The 13360-nt window shown below is 72.1% G+C and carries 12 protein-coding genes; 4 read left to right on the plus strand and 8 right to left on the minus strand.

The window, feature by feature from the left end; genetic code table 11:
• Nucleotides 1-45: 45 nt before the first annotated feature.
• The gene (locus tag ACRX5S_RS03470; protein WP_436771220.1) at nt 46-2673 is read right to left on the minus strand and encodes an excinuclease ABC subunit UvrA; all 2628 of its coding nucleotides are present in this window, start codon (nt 2671-2673) and stop codon (nt 46-48) included.
• Nucleotides 2670-3203: a pyridoxamine 5'-phosphate oxidase family protein gene (locus ACRX5S_RS03475; protein ID WP_436771221.1), complete on the minus strand. Its 534-nt coding sequence runs from the start codon at nt 3201-3203 to the stop codon at nt 2670-2672. The genes ACRX5S_RS03470 and ACRX5S_RS03475 overlap by 4 nt, the downstream gene beginning before the upstream one ends.
• 168 nt (nt 3204-3371) lie before the next feature.
• On the opposite strand from ACRX5S_RS03475, the gene ACRX5S_RS03480 reads away from it, so the two are divergent.
• A complete protein-coding gene (locus ACRX5S_RS03480) occupies nt 3372-3590 on the plus strand; it encodes a hypothetical protein (protein WP_436771222.1) in 219 nt (72 codons plus the stop codon).
• Between the two features lie 249 nt (nt 3591-3839).
• Here the strand turns inward: ACRX5S_RS03480 and ACRX5S_RS03485 are convergent, their stop codons facing one another.
• From ACRX5S_RS03485 to ACRX5S_RS03505, 5 genes are all read right to left on the minus strand, one after another.
• The gene (locus ACRX5S_RS03485) at nt 3840-4577 is read right to left on the minus strand and encodes a DUF4232 domain-containing protein (RefSeq protein WP_436771223.1); all 738 of its coding nucleotides are present in this window, start codon (nt 4575-4577) and stop codon (nt 3840-3842) included.
• A gap of 925 nt (nt 4578-5502) precedes the next feature.
• On the minus strand, nt 5503-6618 hold the full coding sequence (locus tag ACRX5S_RS03490; protein WP_436771224.1) for a hypothetical protein: 1116 nt from the start codon (nt 6616-6618) through the stop codon (nt 5503-5505).
• Nucleotides 6619-6722: 104 nt separating this feature from the next.
• Nucleotides 6723-7028: a hypothetical protein gene (locus ACRX5S_RS03495; protein WP_436771225.1), complete on the minus strand. Its 306-nt coding sequence runs from the start codon at nt 7026-7028 to the stop codon at nt 6723-6725.
• Between the two features lie 70 nt (nt 7029-7098).
• Nucleotides 7099-8217 (minus strand): hypothetical protein, encoded by a 1119-nt coding sequence (locus tag ACRX5S_RS03500; protein WP_436771226.1) that lies wholly within the window; start codon nt 8215-8217, stop codon nt 7099-7101.
• Between the two features lie 760 nt (nt 8218-8977).
• Nucleotides 8978-10030 carry a WD40 repeat domain-containing protein gene (locus ACRX5S_RS03505; RefSeq protein ID WP_436771227.1) on the minus strand — a complete coding sequence of 351 codons (1053 nt, stop codon included), beginning with the start codon at nt 10028-10030 and terminating at the stop codon, nt 8978-8980.
• A gap of 684 nt (nt 10031-10714) precedes the next feature.
• Here ACRX5S_RS03505 and ACRX5S_RS03510 point away from each other — a divergent pair.
• From ACRX5S_RS03510 to ACRX5S_RS03520, 3 genes are all read left to right on the plus strand, one after another.
• The gene (locus ACRX5S_RS03510) at nt 10715-11479 is read left to right on the plus strand and encodes a DUF6928 family protein (RefSeq protein WP_436771228.1); all 765 of its coding nucleotides are present in this window, start codon (nt 10715-10717) and stop codon (nt 11477-11479) included.
• Nucleotides 11480-11569: 90 nt separating this feature from the next.
• Nucleotides 11570-12016 (plus strand): DUF6210 family protein, encoded by a 447-nt coding sequence (locus ACRX5S_RS03515; protein WP_436771229.1) that lies wholly within the window; start codon nt 11570-11572, stop codon nt 12014-12016.
• 95 nt (nt 12017-12111) lie between these two features.
• Entirely contained in the window at nt 12112-12546 is a 435-nt protein-coding gene (locus tag ACRX5S_RS03520) for a hypothetical protein (protein WP_436771230.1), read from the plus strand.
• Nucleotides 12547-12611: 65 nt separating this feature from the next.
• On the opposite strand, the gene ACRX5S_RS03525 is transcribed toward ACRX5S_RS03520, so the two are convergent.
• Nucleotides 12612-13046 carry an ATP-binding protein gene (locus ACRX5S_RS03525; protein WP_436771231.1) on the minus strand — a complete coding sequence of 145 codons (435 nt, stop codon included), beginning with the start codon at nt 13044-13046 and terminating at the stop codon, nt 12612-12614.
• Nucleotides 13047-13360 lie beyond the last annotated feature (314 nt).

Genomic DNA, 13360 nt, shown 5'->3' on the forward strand with positions numbered 1-13360 from the left:
CACACAGGTTCACGCGACGTACAGGTTCCTGCCGGGCGCGGCGCCTCAGCGCGGCGCATCCCCCAGGAGCGGGAGGCCGGCGGCGTACCGCCGCAGGTACTCGGCGGTCGGCGTGTCGGCGCCCGCGACCGCCTCCGGCGCACCTTGCGCGACCACCGTCCCTCCGTCAGGGCCGGCTCCCGGTCCGAGATCGATGACCCAGTCCGCGGAGGCGGCGACGGGGATGTCGTGCTCGGCCACGACGACGGTGTTGCCGGAGTCGAGAAGCATGTCGAGCGCGTCGACGACCCGCTGGATGTCGGACGGGTGCAGGCCCGAGACGGGTTCGTCGAGGATGACGAGACCGGCTTTGCGGCTCGTGGCGCCGCGCTGGATCGCGGACGCGAGTTTGAGCCGCTGCGCCTCGCCGCCGGACAGCTCGGTGGCGCTCTGGCCGAGTTGGAGGTAGCCGAGCCCGACCCGGTCGAGCGCGCCTAGGGTCTCGGCGAGCTGCTGGGGACCCGTGAAGATGTCGGCGGCCTCGGCGACGGTCAGGCCCAGCACTTGGTCGACGGTCAGGCCCCGGTACGTGATGTCCAGGGCCTCGGGCCGGTAACGCCTGCCGTCGCACGCGTCGCACACCACCCACACGTCGGGCAGGAAGTGCATGTCGACGAGTTTGCGACCGTATCCGGAGCAGGTTTCGCAGCGTCCGCCACCTGCGGTGTTGAAACTGAACCAGGACGCGTCGAGGCCACGCGCACGTGCCGTGTCGGTCCCGGCGAACACCTTGCGGACGATGTCGAACGCCTTGCTGTACGTGGCCGGGTTGGACCGCGGCGTGCGGCCGATGGGTTCCTGGTCGACCACGGCGACCCAGCCGAATCCGTCCAGCCCGGTGACCTCCCGCACGGCGTCGGCGGCCGTGCCGTTCAGCGCGGCTGCCACGCCCGCGGCGAGCGCGCCGAGCACGCTGCTCTTGCCGCTGCCGCTGACGCCGGTCAGGCAGGTGAGCCGCTCGGCCGGCAGGCGCAGCAGGTCCACGGCGGCGTTGTGGGCCCGCAGGCCGTGCAGTTCCACCCAGTCGGCGACGCTGCCGACCGGTCGGCGGGTGCGGCGCAGCCGCGGCGCGTCGCCGGCGAGGTGGCGGCCGGTGACCGACGCGGGGTCGGCGGCGGCCAGCGCGGGCGGTCCGGAGACCAGGACCTCGCCGCCGAGGCGACCGGCACCGGGGCCCATGTCGACGATCCAGTCGGCGCGGGCGATCAGTTCGGGGTCGTGTTCGACGAGCAGGACGGTGTTGCCGGCCTCCCGCAGTTCCAGCGCGATGTCGAGGAGGTGCTTCTTGTCCGCCGGGTGCAGGCCGGCACCGGGCTCGTCCAGGACGAAGATGACGTCGCTCAGCTCGGTGCCGAGTTGCGCGGCGAGCCGGGTGCGCTGCAATTCGCCGCCGGACAGCGTTGCGGTGCCGCGGGACAGTTGCAGGTGGGCCAGGCCGAGCCGGTCCAGCAGGCGGAGCCGGCGTCCGAGGTCCTGGAGCAGGGGCTCGCCGACCCCTCGCTGCCGGACGTCGAGGCCGTCGGCGACGTGCCCGGCCCAGCGACGCACCTCGCGCACGTCCACACCCAGCAGATCGGGGTACGTCAGCCCGCCGAGGCGTACGGACCGGGCGACTCGCCCGTACCCGCTGCCTCCGCACGTGCCGCAAGGCTGCTTGCGCATGTACGGCAGGTAGCGCTGCTTGGCGCCGGCCGTCTGCGCGTTGACGAACACCCGTTCCACCTCGGCGAGCGCGCCGCGGAGCGGCTGGCGGGAGGTGTAGGTCATGCGGGACGTCTCGTTCTTGTTCGGGATCTCGGCGGTGGCCTCGACCTCCTCGTCACCGGTCCCGTACAGGACCTCGTGCCGGAACGCCGCAGGCAGCGACTGCCAGGGCCGACCCAGGTCCACGCCGCGTTTGGCGGCGAGCGCGGGAACGAGCATGTGCTCCCCGGACCGCCACTTGGCGTACCAAGGGGAGGCGCCGTCGAACAGGGGTAGGTCCGGGCGGGTGACGACGAGGTCTTCCCGGGCCCGCCAGCGACCCCCGACGCCGTGGCAGTCCGGGCAACCGCCCTCGGGGGAGTGGCGGTCGAAGTGCGCGGTGGTGAGGGGGTCGTCGGCGGCGTCCGCGGCGGTGCCGGTGTCTGGGCTCGTGCCCGCGTTCGTCCTCGTGCTCGTGCCCAGGCCGGTGTCCGTGCCCGTGCCCGAGCTCGTGCCTGGGTCCGCGCCGATCCGCGGGAGGCGCGAGTAGAGCAGGCCGAGGTGTCCGTCGATCCCGGTGAGCGTGGCGACCGTGGAGCGGGGGTTGCGGTTCAGACGGCGCTGGTCCACCGCGAGCGTGGCGCCGAGGCCGAGGATGCGGTCGACCTTGGGCCGGTTGCGCTGCGTGATGTACTGGCGTACGAACGGCGAAAGACCTTCCAAGTACCGCAGTTGCGCCTCGCTGTGCAGTGTGTCGACGGCGAGCGAGGTCTTGCCGCTGCCGCTCACGCCGGTGAAGGCGACGAGGCGTCCTTTGGGGATGCTGACGGACACGTCGCGCAGGTTGTTGGTGCGGGCGCCGATGACGTCGATGGTGCCACGCGCCGTGCCCGCCCCGGCGCCGTACGGGGCCGGGGCCGGCACGGGCGTGTCCGGTACGAGCGGGGTCACGCCTCGTCCGCCTTCCCGCCGAACTTGGCCAGGTCGGCGGCGTACACCGTCATCCACTGCGGCCGGAGCCGGAAGAACACCACGTCGTTGTCCCAGTCGAAGGCGTTCTCACCGTAGAAGTCCATGAAGTACGCGAGCAGTTCGGGCCAGTCGGCGGTCGCCTCGCCCTCAGCGGGATTGAGGACCTCCGCGGTGCCGTGCGTGAACACACCCAGTTCCTCCCCACGCATGTGCGCGGCGCTGACGGCGGGCCGGGCCGCGATGTGCCGGGCTTTGGCGGCCCCCCGAGCGGTGCCGAAGTGCCATGCGCCGTTGAGGAAGTGCCCGTCCACGCCGCTGACCCGCGGCTCGCCCTTCGCCGTCACGGTGGACAGCGCGAGGGGGCACATGCCGGTGAGCACGCCGGTGAGCTGCTCGGCGGTGAGCGTACGCTCCGCACTGATGATCGACCGCAGGTGCGCCGTGGAGCGGGCGAGCGAGGCGTCGAGCAGCGTCTGGAGTCGGTGGAGATCGTCGGATGTCTCGCGCATGAAGGTCCTTGCTTCCTTGGTCCTGGTCCGTCGTCGTCCCGGCCACCCCGGGGGACGGGCCGGTGAACCCACCTTCGCCGAGAAACCCGACATCCCCTGTCGTATTTCCCGCCACGAGTTTCACAGCCACGTGGCGGGGCCGCGCCCCTCGGGCGGAAGACCGGCTCTGTGAGCTACGACGTCATCTGCCTGACAGCCGAGTGGCCGAACGCCGTCGAGGCATGCCGCGAGGCGCGTGGAGACAACCCCTACTGGGAGACCCCCGAAGATCCGAACGGCGACATCGTCCTCCCGTACGCGGTCGAACGCTCGCACCGGGGCTACGACTGCGCCCACGCCGCCACGAAGCCTGGCTGGCAGAAGCCGCCGACTCGGGACGCGGACTGATCCTCTTGGCCGGCCAATGAGCACCTGAGCTTCACGGGCGAACCCGACAGGTCCCTCAGCGACTGTGGACCGCCTCCGGTGTTCTCTCAAGGCCGCCCCGCAACTCTTGGCCTGTGGTCCGCGTTGGGCATGGCACGTGGGGCGATCTCGGCGGTTCGCCTCGATCACTCGATCGGGCCAACGCCGTTGCTCAGGACGGGGAAACGGCGCTCGTCCGTAGGGGCCGACGGCCGGGCCGACGGTTTGGCGTCACCTGGCGAAGGTGTAGCGGTAGACCGCGTCGCGGTCCTTGTTCCAGAAGGTGACCGACAGGCCGTCGCCGATGTTGAGGAACCCGCCGAGGTCCCGGGGGAGCGGGACGTCTATGGGGTTGCCCACGGCGCCGTCGTTGTCGCCGGTCCTGAGGTTGACCGCCATTGAGGTCACGGTGTCGACCGGCTCGCCGATGCGGAACAGCAGGAGACCCGCGTACGCCTTCCCGCCCGGCGCGATCGTGGCGACCTCCTTGGCCGGGGACTCCATCGGCTGCACCGGGCCGTGGGTGCCGTCGCCGAGGACGACATCCGGGTAGTGGAAGAGGGTGCAGGTCGCGGCGCCGGTGTTGGTCGCGGTGAGGACGACGTGCCGGGCGCCGTCCCGCGGTTCGACGGTTGCGACGACCGACAGTTCCTCGGGCGTGCAGGGGGCGGTGTCGGCGTTGTTGTCCCCGGCCTGCCCGGAACTGGAGCCAGCAGTTGCGCCAGACTGAACGGTTGTGGCCTGGTTGGAGGTGGACGCCGCAGACACGCCGGCTGCGCCGGGCGGTGGGGTGGCGTCCGCGCTCTGGCCCGGGCTGCCGCCAAGTTGCGTGGTGCCGGACGCGCTCGCCGCGGCGCCCTGGGCGTTGTCGTCCTTGTCGTCTGACGCGCAGGCGGAGGTGGCCAGGAGCGCGGCGATGGCCGCGGCTCCCACGGCGCAGGTCTTCCAGGTGGTGCGTACGGCAGGCATGTTCGGATCCCCGAATCGTCGGTCTGTTCAGTCAGCCGTTTGATTTTGCGTCGGGGTGGTTGGGGAAGGCGCGCCGCCACGAGGGCTGTTACAGAGTCACGACATGAGGTTCTATTTCGGGTATTTGGGAGCAGGGAGTGGCGCGCCAGGCCGGGCAATCACACCAACGGCGAAGCGGGAGGCGTGCATTGGGCGCATCGCGGCCACGTCGCCGTGCAGGACGGCGGACGGTGGACCTGTGCCGCGGTTGTCCGGGGGGTCACACGACCACCGCGAGCCGGAAGGCGGCCACCCCGATGGAGCGAACCGTACGAGAAGGCTGCCCCGCATGGTGCCGCGGCCACGTCCCCGTTGAGACCGGACCGTCCGATCGCCTGCACCACGATGCACAGGGTGTCACCGTCGAGTCGGAGGTACGGCGTCCGCGGCGGCGCTGCGCGAGACGATGCGGAGGGTGGGATGAGGACAGGGGGACGGCACGACCCGGCACCGCGCCCCGCCGCCTAGGCTCGTCCCCATGACGGACGCGATATGGGACGGCGTACGCGAACGCGTATACGCGCTCACCGAACTGCCGCTCGACGAGCGGGTGTTCGGTGCCCGCGGGCGTACGCTCATGTGAGGGTCGGGGGGCCGCAGCGCAGGATGCGAGCATCTGCGCTGATTCCGGCCGATACCAGGTCTCCGCCATCGCTTATGCGCGCATCCTCCACCACGCACCGCGCCACGCCGGGTCGCCAGCGTGCAAGGCGCTTGGGGCCATGGCCGGTGTCACGGACCGGCCCATACTCACGGCCAGGGCCACCCGACCGGGGGGGCCTCACCCGAGGTGTGATGCGGCCCCGAGGCGTTTTCGTACGCGTGACGCGCTGCTGCCTGGGCGCGCGACCTGACGGACGCGCCGCAGGCGCGGTGTTCCGCGACCTTACGAACTCTGCTCAGGCGCCCTGGTCAGCCCCGCCGTCAGGTTGATGAGCTGGTCGGTGAGCTGTTCGACGCGGGCGCGGGAGCGGGTGGTCTCGGCGTTGGCCTGGTCGCGTTCCCCCTCCGCGGCGGCGATGCGGGCTTCGGCGGCGGCCAGTTCGGCGCGCAGGGCCGCCGATTCGTGCCGTGCGCGTTCGGCGGACGCCGCAGCCTCGGACGCCTCCGCCCGGGCTCGCTCCGCATCACCGCGCGCCGCGTCGCGTTCCGCCACCGCTGCCGCCCGTGCGGACTCCGCCTGGGCGGCGGCCAGTTGCGCCTCGCTCGCGGACTGTTCGGCCGCGGTACGTCCCGCGTCGGCCCGCTCCGCCCGCGCCACCGCCTCCGCCCGTTCCGCGGTCGCGGTACGGGCGGCCTCGTCGGACTGCTCGGCACGGCGTACCGCCTCCGCGCGGGCCTGCTCGGCGGCGTCGGCCCGGACGGAGGCGTGGGCGGCCTCGTCGCGGGCGGCCGCCGCCCGCTGTTCGGCCTGCTCGCGCGCGTCGCGGTCGTTCTGCGCGCGCGCGGCGGCCATGTCGCGTTCCGAACGGGCCTGTTCGGCCGCCTCGGCGGCGCGGTCCGCCTCCAGCAGGGCGCCGTCGCGCGCGGTCACCGCGACCTCGGCCTCACCGCGCGCCGCCTCGGCTGCCACCCGGGCCTCCTCGGCCTGAGCCCGGGCGAGCGCCGCGTCGGCACGCGCCTGCTCCGCCTCCGCCCGCGCGGCCTGCTCGGACTCGCGCGCGGCCTCGCGGCCGGTGTGCGCGGCCGCCACCTGGCCCGCCGCCTCGGCGCGGACCTCGGCGAGCTGCCGTTCGACACCGGACGCGCTCAACTCGCCGGCCAGCGCCTCGGCGAGGGCGTCGGCGAGCTGCTCCATGCGTTCGACCATCTCCCACGTACGCGCCACCTGGCCGGGCAGCCCCGGGGCGTAGCGCTGCCGCTGGCGCGCGTTGCGGGCGGCTTTCAGGCAGGCGCCGTCGTTGTCCTGGCAGTAGCGGAAGGGGCGTCCCGCGCCGGGCTTTTGGGGGACAGGGCGTGCGCAGTGTGCGCACGGGCGTACGAGGTCGGTCGTTTCGTCCACAGCCGTTCACCCTAGAGGGTGGGTACGCCAGGTCCGCGCAACCACCGGGCCACCGGCCGGTGTCGGGCGTGCGAGGACTTCGCGGGCCCGCGGATCGCGCCGCGTCAGCCGGAGCACGCGCCGCGCTGGTCGTCCTGCCACTCGCAGACCGGGCACAGCGTCACCCCGCGCTGAGCGGCGGGGTACTCCGTGGGCTTGCCGCAATACACGCAGTCCGCGACCTCGGACGAAGACCCCGACACCGATCCCGACCCCGTACGCGCGGCGGGAGGTGGCAGCGGCCGCACCGACGGCGCGTCGCAGTAGCCGTCGTCGACAGCCGGCCGTTCGTCGCCATCCGGTTCGGCGGCTGCTCCCGCGCCGACACCCACGTCGGCGTCGGCTTCGGCAGGGGAGTGCGCGGCGTCCATGCCCCCGACCCTACCCGCGCACCCACCCGGGCCCCGTCACCCCGTTGTACGCCTCACCCCGTTGTACGCCTCACCCGCGCGCGATCGGCTGCCCGTGCGCGTCGATCAGCGCCCGCGAGCCCAGCGGGGCGTCGAGGGTCACGGACGCGGTGCGTGTCGCCCCGATCGCGGTGCACACCATTCCCTCCTGCGGTCCGCGCGCGTGGGCGACGACCGCGAGCGCCACGACGTCCGCACGCTGCACCGCCTCGATCGCGTAGTCCGCGCCGCAGGGTCCGGGGACGTCCGGGGAGCCGATGAAGCCGACCGTGACCGTACGGCCGTCGGGCGAGACCGTGGCCTTGCCGTTGGGCGCGCCGACGGACGGTCCGGCGCCGGGCATCGGCAGCCTCGGGGGCACCGGATCGCTGAGCACCGCGGTGGCGCGGCCGCGTACCGCCGTGCCCTCGAACGTCAGCTCCCACATCGGCACCGTGGCCTGCCCGTCGCTGGTGGCGACCGTTCCGGTGGTCAGGGCGACGCCGGTGACGGGGAGGAACGGGACGTGCGGCGACCCGCACCCCGCACGTATCGCGTCCGGGACGCTGCGCGCGAACGCCTTGTCGGGGCCGACGAACGGTCGCGTGAACACCGTGCCGTCCGCGCGCCGGATCTCAGCCTCGGCCGGGTGGCGAGGCACGGTTGCGGTCGGGCGCATGTCGAAGCAGGCGTTGCCGAACGCGGCCTTGTAAGCGCCCTTGTCCGCCTCCCAGTTGCCCGTCTGGTCGATGCCGCTCTGCGTCAGGATGAACGACGGCCCGGACGGTGCCGTGGCCCGCGCCTGCTCCCACGCCTCGGCCGCCCGGGCCGCGGCCTCACGAGCGAGCCGTACCCGGTCCTCGGGCGTCAACGGACCCGCGGGCGGCGCGGGAGTGTCCGGCGCGGTGGACGGCACCGGCAGATCCGCCTGGGGCGGCGAGGGACGCGCACTGTCCGGCGCGACGGGAGTATCGGGCCCCGGACTGACCGCGTCGGCGGAGCTCACCGCCGGGCCCGCGGCCTCCGCCTTGTCCCTCGGATCGTCCTCTCCACACGCGCCGAGCAGCAGCGCGAGGACGAGGGCCCCGGCCCCGACCGCGGCCACCGAGTTGCCGCGAGCCGGAGCGGGGCCGGCGTTGTCGATGCGGTTGCGAATGCGGCGTACAGGCACGCGAATCCTCCGAGGTGGTGTGGCGTGTCGCGCTTACGCATACGGCAGTTGCCGCAGCCCGGAACAACCAACGCCCCTTCGACGCACAACCCCGCCCCCGGGTTCCGCACGTCCAGTGAGTGCGCAACGCGCCGGCCGCACCCTTCGCCCCCTCGGACCGCCGAGGCCCACACGGAACACGGCTTGATGCGGACGTGTGGGCCAAATGGGTGAAGCACTTTTGTTCGACTGAGGGGTTGGGGTCGGTCGAACTAGCGTGACGCTGTGTGCTGTTGCCTCGGGTGACGGCCGCTTCGGCATGCCCGGATTAATAGCAGGCCCTTACCTTGATCACCATCAAACACCGCAAAACCCCCTCAGCAAAAGCAAGTTGGGATTTCGGGGGACGTCCTGGGTCTGGCTGGTGTCGGCTGCGCATGCTGCGAGGCGGGGACGGGCCGGACCGCCCGGGGGCCCGTCGGCGCGCCGGGGTGTCGCCGTGTCGAGCCGATGTCATGCGGGCCAGGGGAGTGGCGAGGCGTCGCGCGGCACCAGGTCGCCGAGCCGCGGACCTGGGTGGACCGCGTGCGCGGGACGCGGGCCCCGCACGGGCTGGCGAGTTGACGGGTTGAGATGCCGCACGCGGCGGGCATCGCCGCCGGGGGCGGTGCGCTCGGCCGGGTTGCGACTCGCCATGTCGGCGGCGCGGCGCGGGCGTCGAACGGGGTGGCGCTGCTGTCCGAGCCGTTGATCGCGATTGCTTGCAAGGGTGGGTGTGGCGTCACTCCCGGGTCGGCGCGGCAGTACCGTCGCCGGGGAGTTCCCATGCCGAAAGGATCCCGTGCAAGGACGCGGACGCGACGATCGAGCGGCCACCGATGTCGGCGACGGCCAGAGCGCTCACCATCCACCGGCCGCTGCTCATGGGCTCACCCCATGGTTCTCCGCTGGACAGGTCCCACACGCGAATCGTGCCGTGGAAATCACCGCTCACCGCGACCGGTCGGCCGGCGATGCGGCCCGCGGCGACCGCAGTGACGTAGGTGTCGTGCAGGGCCGTCGGCTGCCCGATCGGGGCCCGCGTGGCGAGGTCCCACAGGCCCACCTGGTCGCCTCCGGCCACGAGAACGGCACGGCCGTCGACATCGCCGACCGCAAGTGCGTTGACCTGCCCGATGGAGCCGCACGGCCATGGGTCGCCGTTCTCGCCGACGGCGAACGGTTCGGAGTTCCACATCCGCAGCAGGTCGTCGTCGCCTGCGGTCACCGCGACCGGCAGTCCGTCCACGCAAGCGCACGCAACCGCCGGGACATGGCGCTGTCCCTCTGCGCGCAGCTCGGTGAAGTTCTGTAGGTCCCAGGCGTGGAAAGGCCCTTCGCGCTCGGCGACCACCACCGCCGCATACACGTCCCCGTCTCCGTCGCTCACACACGCCGCGTGCACCGGGTAGCCGAACGGTTGGTCATCCGGCCGCTCGAATGAGCAGACCTGCTCTCCGGTGACCGCGTCCCACACGTCGAAGCACGGATCTTCCGGCTCGTCCTCGTCGTTCCGCTCCACGGCTCCTTCGTCCGTCGCGGTCACCACGAGCAGGCGGCCGTCGGCGGGCGCGAAGGACACCACTTTGACCTCCCCCAGATCGCCGTGAAGGGGTCGCCCCACCAACTGCCCGCTCGACACGTCCCACATGGTGACGCCTTCGAACGTCCCGCCGAGCACGACCGGCCGGCCCCCCGACTCCGTGACCGCCACCGAACACAAACTGCTCGGGAGTCCGGTACGGAACACCAGCCGGCGATGAACACGAGCCGACGAGCCCTCTTCGGTACGCATGCGCCGAACCGTATGCCAGCGCCGTGACAACCAGGAGACGTTCCACCCGAGCTGGGCCGCGCTTGGCCGCCGGGCGTGCGCCCACCCCGAGGCGGCCGAAGGGCTGCGCGTGCTGTACGAGTTCCGCGTCCGGCGACCGCCGGGCTCCTGCACCGCCCAGCGGTCCGAACGTGCCGCGGGGGGCCGGATTGGGCTGAACGGGTGACCCGCGCACGTTCGACTGAGGAGTCGAACTGTTCGAACTAGGTTGGGGCAGACGGCTGTTCCCGGAAGAGGCCGGCGGGGGCCATAGGTGTGTTTTGGTAACAGGCCCTTATTAAATACCTTCTTCAACAACGCCACAAAAACTCAACAGCAAGAAGAAGGGGAGATTCGCGACAGGGTGGCAGGGCTACCGCGTAGGGGAGGCACGCAGTCCGGGTCTGAGGAACCATCCGTGTGGCCGGTGGACTTTGGATCGCCCCGCGCTGGGACGACATCCTTCGGACCATCGGCTCGCTACACGCCGGTACGGTCCGGTCCGCGCGCACACGACGGGATCCGCATACGGTCGCGCGACCGCAAGCCGCCCGGCATCGGGCGGGACGTGGGGACGGCTGCCGGACTCCGGTTGCCGGCGGGGTCGTGAGTGGGGCCGGGTAGCCTCCGTGTGCGCCTTGATCGACGAGCTGCGGGGAGGATGTCGTGGGAGCGAAGACGGCGCTGCTTGCGTACGCCGCGGGCGGTGTGGCCGACGCCCTGCGGAACCGGCCGGCCGGGACGGGCGGCGTCGAGGGGGCCGAGGCGCTGGTGCGGCGGCTGCACCCGGGTTGGCGGGTCGAGCCCGAGGCCGACGGCCAGGTCAGCCTCGGCGATGCGGTGTACCCGCCCGAAGACACCGCCTACGCCGCGTCCTTCCCCGGCGTGGACGTCCTGTGCCACGGCGCTGTCATGGGCCACTACCCGTCACGGTTCCCGGCCCGCTACCTGGACGCGGCCGACGGGCGCACGGTCGTCCTGCACGCCATGCACAGCGTGGTCGACTCGCTGACGTTCGCCCTCTGGCGCGACGGTGTCCTCGTCCGCTCGTTGTGCGTGACACCCAAGGACGGGGTGATGGAGGACATCGGGGAACGGCTCTCCTTCGAAACCCCGTACTGGGCCGGTGAACACCCGGTCGAGCCGATCCCCGGCCGGCCGAACCAGGACCCCTACGCGCTGCCGTTCCACCCCCTGGACCTCGGTGAGGAGGCGTTGCGCGCCCTCTTCGGCTTCATCATCGAAGGCCGCCGCATGCCCGACGACATCGACGCCGACGACGTCCCCGTCCACCGGTTCCGCCTGACCGATCCTGACGGGCCGACCCCGGAGCAACGCCAGGCCGTGCGCGACGCCCTCGTGGCCCGGATGAAACCGCCGCGCATCTTCCGCATGGAGGGCGGACGCCTCGTCGAGACGGACCTGCCGTGAACCGCCGCCACCCGTCCGCCGCGCCGACGAACCCGGCGCCCTCGGAAATACCGGCGGTCGCAGGTCCCGACCGTGGGCCATGATCCCGGCATGGGACCGCGGAAGCTCCACGTCGACCTGGACGAACTCGACCTCCTCGACCACGACTGGCTGTTCGTGGTCCTCCACGCGGCCAGTGGCGTGGTCCACCACCTGCAATACGGCGGCACCTCGTGCCTGCAAGGTGCGGTGGAGGGCCATTTGGTCCCGGTTCAGGTCCCCGATTCCTACGCGGCGCTGGTCGACCTGTTCGTCGGCGACTTCCACGGAACCGGAGGTTTCGAGAACTGGCACAGGTCTGCTCACGCCGACCGGTTGCGTGCCGCGGTCGAGGCGGTGCACCTGCCGGTCGAAGAGGACGCGGCCGCGCTGCGGGCGTGGCCGTTCGGCAGCACGCTCCGCCTCGACGACGACCGGCTGGACGAGGCATGCGAATCCTGGATTCCGGTCGACACCCCGCACGGAAAGGGCACCCTGGTCTGGTCGAACTCCGACTGAGCGGCGCCTTGGTGGATCCGTTCGGTCGGGGGCGGCGGTGGGCGTCTCTTGTTCGGCGCCTGCGCGTGGGTGGGGGCCGAAGGTACGGTCGGTGGGTGGAGCTTGTGGGGGCGAACGAGTGTCCGCTGCACGGGGCTGGCGTGCGTGCCGAGGGTTTGGTGGGGCGTCGGATCGCCGGGGTTGTCGGGTCTTGGCACATCTCGGGTGGCGACCGTGTGTTCGGGCCGGTGGACGTGTGGCTGATCGATACTCGGGGACAGAGCGTTCACATCACGACCGGGTCCGACTGGTGTCTGATTGTGGAGGCGTCCGATCCGTACGCGGGCTATGACATGGGCGCCTCGGGGCGCATTGCCGTGGAAGCCATCTGCGATGAGACACCGTTGGCGGGCCATGTCGGGCAGGGTGTTCTGTCGGTTCGCGAGGAGTACGAACCCCACACTGGGCGTATCGCCCTGGAGCTGGTCTTTCCGACCGGTCGGGTGCGGTGTGAGAGCTGGGACGGGGACCTGCGTCTGAGCTCGCTGTGATGACTTGGTGTGGCGCATCGTCGTTGTGGTCGGCCGGCCGGCGTGCCGTCGGTGAGGTGCTCGTCTCAGTGCGGCAGCGGCACCGTCACCCAGACTGTTTTGCCGCCCAGGTCGGGGTCGGGTTCGATGCCGGCGGTGCCGCCGCATTCGTCGACGAGGTGTTTGACGATGTGCAGGCCTCGGCCGCTGTCGTCGTCGACCGTTTCGAGGAGGGCCTTGGGGCGGAAGGGGTGCCGGTCGTGGACGCCGACGCGGATGCAGCGGGTGTCGGTGAGGTGCAGGATCACGTCGATCTGCGGGGAGAGCATGCCCGCGTGCTTGACCGCGTTGGTGACGAGCTCGGACACGATCAGGCGGAGGGTGTCGGCGCGTTCGTGGGTCGGGGGCAGGCCCCAGCCGGTGGCGACGTCGAGGACGGCGTGGCGGGCCTGGGGGACCGCGGCGTTGTGCGGGGGGATCTGGAATCGGCACGCGGGGGTGGCGTCGCGCAGGGCGGTCATGCCGCGGCCTCCGGGGTGTGGGCCGCGCGCGGGTGCGCCGGTGCGGTGGCGGTCGTGCAGGTCACGCAGGTCATGCAGGTGCTGCGGGTCGTACGGGTCCTGCGGGGCAGGGGGCGCATGCGGGTGCTGCGGGGCATGCGGGGGGTTGCGTGGTTCATGGTGCCCCCGGGTGCGGATGCGGCTGTTCGGAGCAGCGTACCCACCCGTTCGCGACTATGAGTGCCGAATTCGTCACTCCGTGTTGGGGTGTGCGGGGTGTTGCGGGATCTTGTACGGGGCGCGCGGGGGTTCCGGATGCGGACCGGGGGGGGGGG

This window comes from Yinghuangia sp. YIM S09857 (genome assembly GCF_051388915.1).
Lineage (GTDB): Bacteria > Actinomycetota > Actinomycetes > Streptomycetales > Streptomycetaceae > Yinghuangia.

Excerpts from the sequence above, each read along its gene's own strand:
- ACRX5S_RS03495 (WP_436771225.1), bottom strand. The coding sequence starts at position 7,028 with ATGGACGCCGCGCACTCCCCTGCCGAAGCCGACGCCGACGTGGGTGTC.
- ACRX5S_RS03475 (WP_436771221.1), bottom strand. The coding sequence starts at position 3,203 with ATGCGCGAGACATCCGACGATCTCCACCGACTCCAGACGCTGCTCGAC.
- ACRX5S_RS03515 (WP_436771229.1), top strand. The coding sequence starts at position 11,570 with ATGGGACCGCGGAAGCTCCACGTCGACCTGGACGAACTCGACCTCCTC.
- ACRX5S_RS03485 (WP_436771223.1), bottom strand. The coding sequence starts at position 4,577 with ATGCCTGCCGTACGCACCACCTGGAAGACCTGCGCCGTGGGAGCCGCG.
- ACRX5S_RS03505 (WP_436771227.1), bottom strand. The coding sequence starts at position 10,030 with ATGCGTACCGAAGAGGGCTCGTCGGCTCGTGTTCATCGCCGGCTGGTG.
- ACRX5S_RS03525 (WP_436771231.1), bottom strand. The coding sequence starts at position 13,046 with ATGACCGCCCTGCGCGACGCCACCCCCGCGTGCCGATTCCAGATCCCC.